General features: G+C 54.6%; 8 protein-coding genes and 1 pseudogene. 4 read left to right on the top strand and 5 right to left on the bottom strand.

Translation table 11 applies throughout. From position 1 onward, the window contains the following. Window positions 1-563: 563 nt before the first annotated feature. The 3 genes from Q363_RS27915 to Q363_RS27900 all read left to right on the top strand — a co-directional run bounded on the left by Q363_RS27915 (window position 564) and on the right by Q363_RS27900 (window position 4,427). Window positions 564-884: a PadR family transcriptional regulator gene (locus tag Q363_RS27915; RefSeq protein ID WP_035357207.1), complete on the top strand. Its 321-nt coding sequence runs from the start codon at window positions 564-566 to the stop codon at window positions 882-884. A gap of 8 nt (window positions 885-892) precedes the next feature. Next, on the top strand, window positions 893-3,664 hold the full coding sequence (locus Q363_RS27910; protein ID WP_035357205.1) for an ABC transporter permease: 2,772 nt from the start codon (window positions 893-895) through the stop codon (window positions 3,662-3,664). A 523-nt stretch (window positions 3,665-4,187) separates the two neighbouring features. Beyond that, window positions 4,188-4,427 carry a DUF6429 family protein gene (locus Q363_RS27900; RefSeq protein WP_035357213.1) on the top strand — a complete coding sequence of 80 codons (240 nt, stop codon included), beginning with the start codon at window positions 4,188-4,190 and terminating at the stop codon, window positions 4,425-4,427. 148 nt (window positions 4,428-4,575) lie between these two features. On the opposite strand, the pseudogene Q363_RS44885 reads toward Q363_RS27900, so the two are convergent. After that, window positions 4,576-5,753, bottom strand: a pseudogene (locus tag Q363_RS44885) (DUF2252 domain-containing protein). A 1,146-nt stretch (window positions 5,754-6,899) separates the two neighbouring features. Here Q363_RS44885 and Q363_RS27890 point away from each other — a divergent pair. Then, on the top strand, window positions 6,900-7,442 hold the full coding sequence (locus Q363_RS27890) for a hypothetical protein (protein ID WP_035357201.1): 543 nt from the start codon (window positions 6,900-6,902) through the stop codon (window positions 7,440-7,442). A 382-nt stretch (window positions 7,443-7,824) separates the two neighbouring features. Here the strand turns inward: Q363_RS27890 and Q363_RS27885 are convergent, their stop codons facing one another. The 4 genes from Q363_RS27885 to Q363_RS27865 form a co-directional block, all read right to left on the bottom strand. Next, complete coding sequence (locus Q363_RS27885; protein WP_064742744.1) at window positions 7,825-8,193, bottom strand: ribonuclease E inhibitor RraB; 369 nt, start codon at window positions 8,191-8,193, stop codon at window positions 7,825-7,827. A 661-nt stretch (window positions 8,194-8,854) separates the two neighbouring features. Beyond that, on the bottom strand, window positions 8,855-9,121 hold the full coding sequence (locus Q363_RS27875; RefSeq protein ID WP_035357197.1) for a hypothetical protein: 267 nt from the start codon (window positions 9,119-9,121) through the stop codon (window positions 8,855-8,857). A 14-nt stretch (window positions 9,122-9,135) separates the two neighbouring features. Beyond that, the gene (locus Q363_RS27870) at window positions 9,136-9,432 is read right to left on the bottom strand and encodes a hypothetical protein (protein WP_035357194.1); all 297 of its coding nucleotides are present in this window, start codon (window positions 9,430-9,432) and stop codon (window positions 9,136-9,138) included. Between the two features lie 347 nt (window positions 9,433-9,779). Next, window positions 9,780-10,090: hypothetical protein (locus Q363_RS27865; RefSeq protein WP_035357192.1), on the bottom strand; the 311-nt coding region annotated here is incomplete at its 5' end.

Below are 10,090 nucleotides of genomic sequence, written 5' to 3'. Positions count from 1 at the left end.
TGACGAACGCAGGCCACCACCGTCTCCTTGTGAATATCGAGACCAGCGCAATGCGGATGCAGAAGTTCCATCGCTCCTCCTCTGCGCCGCTGGCGTGGAGCCCCGATTGAAGAAATCTAGAAAGCGTGCTCCGGGGCGGTAAACCGCCCGTGGCGACAATCCGGGGTGCTCAAGGGGTTCCGGGTCCGACTGTTACACGGGCTGATGCGCACCAATCTCATACCGACCTCTATGCCCACGACGCGAAAACACTCTACACCAACTCCCTTGCACGTTTCATCTATCGCGGGTCGGAAACACCGGTGGGGGACTGTTACGAAACTCACAAATCGACCAGATGCTGGAACTTTTCGATGATTATTGAAGAGAAGCCGACTTTGGAACTCATCGATTCTTGGTGAGACTCGGATAAAGTTTCCGAAAAGCCTATTTTCCGGGAGCGACAGAGCCAATCGCTCACCGTCAGCCATGTGTGATGAACAGGACGCGCCGTTTCGACAATCTTACCCCTTGACATTCGACAGGTCGGTAGAGCATTCTCTTGTTGGATGTCGAGGGGAGCCATGCCAACTACAGACCTCCTGCAGGGAACGCTGGATTTACTGATATTGAGGACACTTGCCCTCGAATCAATGCATGGGTGGGGTATCGCGCAACGAATTCAGCAGGTATCGAAGGATGCACTTCAGATTGGACAGGGGTCGCTGTACCCCGCTCTTCACCGGCTGGAGTACAAGGGGTGGATACATGCCGAGTGGGGAGCCTCGGAAAACAACCGCAAGGCGAAATACTATTCGCTAACCAAGACTGGGCAGAAGCAACTGCAGGCTGAGCTCGAAGACTGGGGCCGTATCTCAACAGCAATCGCCTTGGTGCTGAAGTAGGAGGATAGATGTTCAAAGAATGGTTGACGCGCCTTCGTTTTTTGATCTCTCCAAAACCTAGTCGTGAAATAGACGACGAGTTGCAGTTCCACATCGAACGGCAGGCCCAGGAATACATCGCGACCGGAATGACGCCACAGGAGGCACGCCGAAAAGCGGTCCTAGCCTTCGGGGGAATTGGGAGCGTGCGAGCACAATCCCACGAACAACGTCCGAGCTTCTTCCTCGAAGCTCTTCTTCAAGACGTCAGCTATGCCCTCCGGCAGCTCCGAAAGAGCCGCGGCTTCACCGTGACTGCCGTTCTGACCCTCGCCCTCGGCATAGGAGCCAACGCTGCTATTTTCACCCTGGTCAACTCCATCCTGCTCAAAAATCTCCCCGTCGTTGACCCCTCCACCCTCATCCGTATAGGCAACACCAACGAGTGCTGCGTCAACTGGGGAACGGAAAACTCCGGAGGGGCTGACGACGGCAGCTACGCCCTGTTCGCCACCGACACCTGGCACCAGCTGCAGAAGAATGCACCGGAGTTTGAAGAATTAGCCGCCATGCAGGCTGGCATCGGTCAAATCATCGCTCGACGCGACAAGGCTCAGGAGAGTGCACGCTCCGTCAGTGGCGAATTCGTCTCCGGCAACTACTTCCGCACCTTCGGTCTTCAGCCGCAGATCGGACGTCTCTTCACGGACGCGGACAACGTTCAAGGCGCACCGTTCGTCGCCATCATGAGCTATGACATGTGGCAGAACAATTACGCCGGTGACCCCTCCGTCGTCGGCAGCACCTTCTGGATCAACACCAAGGCCGTCACCATCACAGGTATTGCTCCTAAAGGGTTCTATGGCGATCGCCTGTCCAGCACCCCGCCCGACTTTTATCTCCCCATCGAATCCATGCCGGTTTTGGCCAACTCTACTTTCGTACACGAGCCTAGTAAGCGTTGGCTTTACATCATCGGTCGCGTAAAACCCGGCGTAGCCATCGCCCCACTCCAGGCCAAAGTCTCCGAACTGGTCCGGCAATCATTCGCAACCACTACAACCTTCTCAGACGCAGAAGGCAAGCGCGCTCTGGCTAGAGCGAAGGTAGTTCTGTCCTCCGGCGGCGCCGGCATCCAGGACATGCAGGACAGCTATGCCTCCAAACTTAAGCTTCTGATGTGGATCTCCGGGATCGTACTCCTCATCGCCTGCGCCAACATCGCCAACCTTCTCCTCGTCCGCGGGATGAATCGCCGCGAAGAGATGTCCGTCCGAACAGCACTTGGCGCGATGCGAACAAGAATCGTCCGCCAGCTCCTCACCGAAAGTATCGTCCTCTCGATCATCAGCGGAATGGCCGGCCTCATCGTCGCCTACGCGGGCACTCGCATGCTTCTCGCTATGGCCTTCCCCGGCACGCAGAACGTCCCCATCGACGCCCGCCCCTCCGGAGTAGTGCTCGCCTTTGCCTTCGGAATCTCGCTCCTCACCGGCATCCTCTTTGGCATAGCTCCTGCATGGATCACATCTAACGCAAACCCAGCCGACGCTCTCCGCAGCGGGACCCGCACCACCACCTCCGGAGCCTCACTCCTGCAGCGCAGCCTCATCGTGCTGCAGTCGGCTCTCGCCCTGGTGCTGCTGGTCGGAGCAGGCATGTTTATCCAAAGCCTGAATAAGCTCAGGAACATCGATCTCAAGCTCAACCCGACGAACCGATACATCGTCCATTTCAACCCGCAGGCAGCGGGCTACTCCCCCATCCAGGTTGAAGCCCTCTATCGAACTATCGAAGACCGGTTCCACGCCATCCCCGGCGTCCAAAAGGTTGGCATCTCCTCCAACACCCCAATGGAGGCCAACAACACGGGCGAAGGCGTCCAAATCCAAGGCCAGCCCTTCCTAAACGACGGCGCGTCCTGGGTCAGGGGCAACGCCGAATACTTCGACTCCGTAGGAACCCACGTCCTGATGGGACGAGGATTCACCACCCAGGACACCTCAACCTCACCAGCCGTCGCCGTCGTCAATCAGTCCTTCGTCAAAAGATTCTTCAAGCCCGGCGAGAACCCGATCGGTCGCCATTTCGGCTTACCCGGGACGCAATCCTCAGGAGATTTTGAGATCGTCGGCGTTGTCGAAGACACCGCATACACCTCCGCGACCTGGAAGAACCACCACATGTACTTCATCCCCATGACCCAACGCATCCCCGAGAATGCACGCAAGGGCCCCATCGATAAGGACACGTCACTCTACGCCGGGGCCATCGTCGTCCAGACCGACCGTCCCATGGACAACATGCAGTCGCTCGCCCGCGAGACCCTCGCCGCCATCAATCCAAACCTGTCCGTAGTCAAATTCCAGACCTTCGACGAACAAATCGCCGACCGCTTCACCCAGGACCGCATGATCACCCGCCTCATGACACTCTTCAGCATCCTGGCTCTTCTGCTCTCCACTCTCGGCCTCTACGGAGTCACCGCCTACACCGTAGCCCGCCGCACCTCCGAGATCGGTATCCGCATGGCCCTCGGCGCAAACCGCAGCTCCGTTGTCGGTATGATCATGCGCGGAGCCATGCTCCAGACCGCCATCGGTCTCTGCCTCATCGGCATCCCCGTAGCCTGGTTCTGCGTCCGCTACATCCAATCTCAGCTCTACGAATCCAAGGGCATCAGCCCCGCCGTCCTCACCATCGCCACCCTGACACTGACCGCGGCAGCCGCAGCTGCTGGACTCATCCCAGCTCAGCGCGCAGCCTCAACCAATCCATCGCAAGCTTTGAGGACCGAATAGCAATAGCAATTTGCTCTCTGTTCATAGAACTGCGATGCATAGAAGTCCTGAACTGTCAGCTCCTGAAAGCCCGGTTTTCGGCAAGTTCGATTGAAGTTGCCGATGACCCCGTTTCCCGGGAGTTCAGCTTGCGGAGCCCAGTTACTTGAACTTGGCGAACACGAACAACAGGCAGAGCGCCACAAGCAGAACAACCAAAGCCACTTTGGGCCAGTCTTGTGGCGCCAATCCCCGCTTGCGTCGTTGATTCGTAAGAAATTGGATTCCCACGAATAGAGCCATGATCGGAATGAAGAACCAAAACGGGTGGCTGATCTGCATTAGTTGCGTCGTTGTCTACACATTCCGTTCTATTAAAACCTCGTCCAGAATCATACAGCCCGTAAAGTTCTATAAGAAGGAAAGTTCGTCACCAGCCATCTGCGACTGATACCTTCGGCAGTCTTCATGGTGGCTTGGACTGGAGGTTTGTTCCACTGGCATAATGCGGAGGTCACGATGCAGCGATCAGGGCGAGGTCTCCATGGAATATGACGAAGACAAGGTCGACGAAATGATACTCGCGCTCCTACACCTGACAACCTTCAAGGATGGTATAGGCATGCGCGCCTGGAAGGGACATCACTGGAGCGCCATGGAGCGCCTTTACAAGAGAGGATACATTTCCGACCCTCAGAGCAAGGCAAAGTCCGTAAGAATGACGGAGGCAGGCGTGCAAAGGGCGCAAGAACTCTTCGAAAAGCACTTCGTTCGAAAAGTCTAGCTCTAGGGTGATAAACACCAGAACGCGATGCGAGCAACTGCTCAAGTGTGGCCTTCTCCTCGATGGGGCCGTAGTTTCCGAAAACCTCGTTTTACGTGCACTACACGATAGTCAACGAACTGGTAGCCATAGCCAAATTGCGCGAAGTTCAGCGCTCTGCCTCAACCTCAATCCGCCCTTCGCGAATGGCCCGCATAAACGCTGCGTGATCGCGCTCGACCTGATCCGCATAGAGTTCGCTGAACTGAGTGACGGCACGATCGAAAACATCGGCCTTTCCGAGATATCCAGCGATCATCCCGGAATCGCCAGACTTGGCATGGGTGCGCGCCAGTGTCCAACCGCATAGCCTCGCATAATCAAGCATTGTCGTCGGATTGAAAGCTTCCACGACAATTTTTATCTTTATGTCGCGAAGTTGGCGGACGTAGAATTGCCTTCCCTGGTTGCCATAAGTCCAGCCAAGGAAGATATCGCTCGCAGATTGCATGAGGCGCTGACCTGTCACCACGCGCTCTCCATGATTAGTGTAGATACTCTTACCGATATACGGTTCCAGAACCGATGGGCCCGCTTGCTTTATCTGCAGAAAAAGGGGATCGTCGTTTGATGCCAAAAGAAGGGCGATAGCGCTAAACGTGCCCACGCTGCCTACTCCCACTACCTTCAGCGCAAAGTCCACTAGGTGATAGCGGTCGAGCAGGGCCTTACGATCGTCCGGCAACGCCGCGCGGTAGTGGACGAAGGCCTGCTCGATATTTTCTCGGTTCGCCGCAACGTTGATGTGCTGATGGTGATAGATAAGGGGGGATTATCCTTGATGACGTATTCGCCATTGTGCCTCTGGATCATCGACGGTGATTCGTGCTCCGTGACCTGGCGCGCCATCTCCTTTCTAATATGCTTATGCACTCGAGCCCGTGTCGCCTTATCATGCAGAGAAGACATCGCCTTGTTAACATCGATATCCGCATACCAAACATCGAGCGTTGGCATACTCGCAAACTCAGTCATATGTTCACGATAGGACTGTGCACAGGTCTGCGCTGCGTCACGCTGATCGGATTTAGAAAACCCATTGGACCGGGAAGCCATAACAAAGCTGGCAACTAATCGCTTCACATCCCATTCCCACGGTCCCGGCAGCGTTTCGTCGAAGTCGTTCGTATCGAAGATCAAGCGGCGCTCGGGTGTTGCGAACCCGCCGAGATTGAGCAAATGGCAGTCGCCGCAGAGCTGCGCTCGTATCCCTGTTGCCGGCGTCAACGCAAGATCGGCGGCCATGATGTTTGCGGTGCCACGATAAAAAGTAAACGGCGATACCATCATGCGGCCATAGCGAATGGGCAGGAGTTCCGGGATTCGGCCTTTGCTCGATTCGACTACCATTTTGACTGGATCTCTACGGTCTTTCGGCGTCGTCCATTTACTGTGCTGCTCTCGTTCCAGGCGGTTGCGCAATGCCTTGCCAGCCGCATATCGTTCTTCGCGGCTCTGCAGAGGTTGCTCGCTGAAGTCGTCGGGACGTTTGTCCAGCAGTTCTCCTTTATCTAGATCCCTGAAAGTCCCCATTTCGGCAAGTTCGAGGTCAGAACGACCCGGACGGGCGAAGTTGGCGTAATTCCCATTTTGCGTTTTGGTAATAACGAGTGGTTCGACCTTGAATCGCTCAATTTCAGAAAGGGCGATCCCGAATTCATCCTGTAGCGAGCATTCTTATCATGCGGATAAGCTCAGGAACGGGTGTGGCTAAAGGACAACCGGAAGCCCGTTTTACGCCCCCTGAGGTGGGCAGGTTCAGCAGATGCCGCGGTCGGGAAAAGCGTCCACGAACCTTTCACCGACGACACGCCGCAGCTCGTTGAAGCAGAAAAAGGGGATCAGCACAACGAATAGTGAGGCCGTGAGTATAAAGATCCCCTTCCAAAATGGCCATGGACGAGATCCTCGTTGACTACTGTCGCAAGTGACAGTAGTCAACGCCCCGCAAGCAAAGGATAGTCTTAAGCATAGGCATGCGAAGGTGAACTGTGCCAAAGATGCGAGTTTTTCTGGCTGTCGATCATCAGGCGATGCTGGCAAGACGCAGCGAACTCGGCGAGGAATTCGAAATTGTCGCAACAGTTGGAAACGGGCAGGCGGCTGAGCGGTATCTTTCTACGATCCCGACCTGTTGGTGACGGATATTTTGCTGCTGGCCATGGATGGACTTCAGTCGCGTCGTTCCTTAAGCCTTAAGCCTTAAGCCTTAAGCCTTAAGCCTTAAGCCTTAAGCCTTAAGGCAAGTCAATGTCGGGTGAGGGTAGTATTCCTTACCATTCATGAAGACCTTGACTTCATCAATGCGGCGTTCTCTGCCGGTGCTTTGGTTTATGTCGCAAAGTCAGGCTCTCGTCAGATCTGATTTGATCTAAAGCGGAAATTCTGCCTGAGTCACTATGAAATATTCTCCGCAACATCAGAGGAGATTCCATGGGCGAAAGCGTTCCACTTCCTCAGCGGCGCCATTTGAAAGAGAGAGTTTCCGACGAACTCAAGCGCTTTCTCGTGATCTTCCTCTATCTCTGGGTAGTGTTTGGATTACTGTCGATCCACAAGAGCATCATCCTGGCCGAGCAACACCTGGACTATCCGGAGCACGCCTTTGCGATTATCAACGCATTCATTTTTGCAAAAGTACTGCTCCTCGGTGAGCACTTTAACCTGGGAACGCGGTTCAAGGATTGGCCACTGATCTATCCAATACTGCACAAGTGCTTCATCTTCACAGTGGTGCTCATTTGCTTTCACATTGTAGAGAGCATCCTGGTGGGAGTGTGGCATGGGCATACGATCGCGGAGAGCTTTCCGCCAATATTGGGAGGAAGTCTAAGGGGCCTCTTGTCGGTGGGTGTGATGTGTTTTGTCGTGCTATTACCGTTCTTCGGGTTCAGGGAGATTGGCCGCGTGTTCGGCCGTAAGGAGTTGTGGGCTCTGATTTTTGTGCATCGAGGAAATGAACCTAAGCTGAGTTAGTCAGAGGAACCTCTCAGCCTCTCGGCTCGATTGTTGGTTTCGGCTACCCCTGCTGAACGCTGCTACGTATGGCCGATTCCACTCACTGTGAACGATCAGTTTCTTCTACGACAATGGGCAGCCCCGAGGCGTGATGTACGAGGCACTGGAAGAGCTCCAGAAGTTCGTCAACCAGAAGCTGAATACGGGCAAGGTGCAGGTGAAAGTCACATTCTTTCCGATGCGAACGGCGGGGTGGCCTGCATGAGGTGTGTCCAGTCTCCGATCCTTTCGGAGGTTCAGACAGCCCAGAGTCCGACTTGTCGGGACTAATCGATTCTGAATGCGTGACTCGGCGAGAACTTTCCGAAAACTCCGTTTTGCGGGATCGGAACCGTCTTAGCTAGTGCTGGACCGACTGACGAAAGCAGCCCCACCCGTCGTTGCTTCCTCCCAGTGGAGCGGCTGCGTCTTCAAGGGTGTTTTCGACTTCTGTGATTTCTGCATGAGTGGGGAGCATATAACGGGTGACTGTTACATCCCAAGGCAGTTCTCGTTCACCATCGCACTCTTGGACGGCCACCTTGAAGCCGCTTCGTCTGAAGTGATCCGCAAACTCTTCAGCGGAACTTTTGCTTGGAAAGACGACACTGAAGTCAACATCCCTAGGTTTCGTGAAGTCGTCGCCGTCTTGCTGCATGCGGCGGAGCACATCTCCGTTCTCGTCGTTGGGAAAGTCATCAGACATTCTCGTCATCTTGCTCTCTGCCATAGCTCTATGTTCGCCCAAAACAAACTTCCCGGAAAGTCTCGATTTCGGTAACTTGCGGGGAACTTTCTCAAAACCCCCGTTTCAAGGAGGTTCGACGGCAGTCATTGCGGAAGCGCGAACATGGACGCCCACGCAAGAAGAGCGACCACAACCAACACCCTTCTGAGTACATCCTCCCCAAAGAGTGAGCGATTTGTCCTTAGCGCTTTGTACGCTGCCAATAATAGCCACGCCAGGGAAGAGAGGGTGCAGAGGATGCCGACGAGGAAGAACAGCGCCAGTGCGTGCGCGACACCAGCCAGAGGAAGACGCAACACAACAACTAAGGCGGCAAAAGTAAGGCTATAAGGTGTCGAAAGCCACCACCATAGATCATGCCTCTTCATTGCAACTAAGCTTACGGGAAAGCCTGCTCTTGACCAAGTTCGCGCTAGTGATCTCCGGTCCGGGTGAAATTGCCGATAACCCCGTTTCCCGCGAAGTAAGTTCGCTAGCGGTGGCGGGCAATCAAGGGTTGCGATTGATTGTCGCAATTCTCTGTCTAGAAGCTCTAAGCGAGAAGTAGGCTAGGACTGAACAGATCGTGGATAGCACTGGGTACACCATGATTCTCTCTTGCGCTAAAAACTGGCCTAGCTACTCAGGCCTCTGTTTCTAGAGGCTAACGCCTCTGGTCGAATTTAACATTCGGCGGACCGCTCGATAATTCGACCGTCGCCTCCGACACACGATATTTGTTCAAATCGCTTTTAAGAACAATGATCCGAGAGAAATCCCCGCGGCCCTGGTCGATCATGATCTCCAAGCGGTCAAAATGTGGGTTCTTGCGCCAAGAAGAGTGAGCATATTTCCCGTCATACCAGCCTCGTGGCTTCACGAGAAGCTCGGGAACTTTGAGCACATTTCCGTCCGGAAGAGCACAATTCATCAACTCTTCTCCATCTACCCATGCTCCCCACGCATGTTCAGGATAAGGATATTCGAGCCACTGCCAGTAATAATGGACATGAACTGCTTGGGTGTTACTGATTTGCCCGTTGCTTTCACAACGAATTTCAATTCAAGCGACAAGATCAGATAGGGGTCCCCATAAATCAGCGGCGCCCCCTTCGTGATGTCGATACTTGGAGCCAACGTGCAGTTTTCTTGGGCGGCTTGGGAATCAGTTTTAGGCTGTGCAGCTGTCGCCTTCACAATAAATAGGGCCAAAATTGTAAGGATCAGTAGTCGGATCTTCATTTGCCATTCCATTTCGGCTTACAGTTTTTCACAACCACGAGCAAATGATTCAGAGGAAGAGACACGGAGCACGGTCCCGCCAGGCCTGAGCATCACCACAAAGGGTGTCGGCACTCCAGGAGCGGGTCCCGAATCCATGAAGCGCCGCCGATGATTAGCAAAAGCGCAGACAGGACCAATACTTGCATGAAGCCTTAGACATTAGGGTATGGCAGTTTGGCTCCTACCAACTTCCCGCAAAGTTCTATAAGAAGGAAAGTCAGCTGCAGCGATCCAAAAAGCAGTCATCGATTCGCGGACTCAATTCGAATCACAATCCCGATCTCAAGAATCTGTTCAAGAGCGCCTCAGCAGTTGCCGCCATCAAGACCGGGCCGTTCCAGAAGTTCGCTCCGCACTACTAAGCGGAGCGAGCGCAAAGCGTCCAACTCTGCGTAGTAGAACTCTGCCCGGCGGCGCACGCCGGGCTCTTGGATCTTGCCCAGCCACTCCAGGCGATGGCGCTGTCCATAGACTTGCTTCCCCGCGCAGGGAATAGCCCAGCTTCGATACACAGCCTTCACCCGGGTCATGACACGCGCCTGGTCTTTGGTGATGGTCAGATAGCTCCGCGCCAGTTCCTTCAAGGACCGCACTCCGTGCTCGCCGTGGTAAACGG

Origin of the sequence: Edaphobacter aggregans DSM 19364 (assembly GCF_000745965.1) — a bacterium.
In the GTDB taxonomy this organism is placed as follows: domain Bacteria; phylum Acidobacteriota; class Terriglobia; order Terriglobales; family Acidobacteriaceae; genus Edaphobacter; species Edaphobacter aggregans.
Note: the sequence above shows the minus strand (reverse complement) of the source record. Positions and strands in the feature narration are given on the sequence as shown.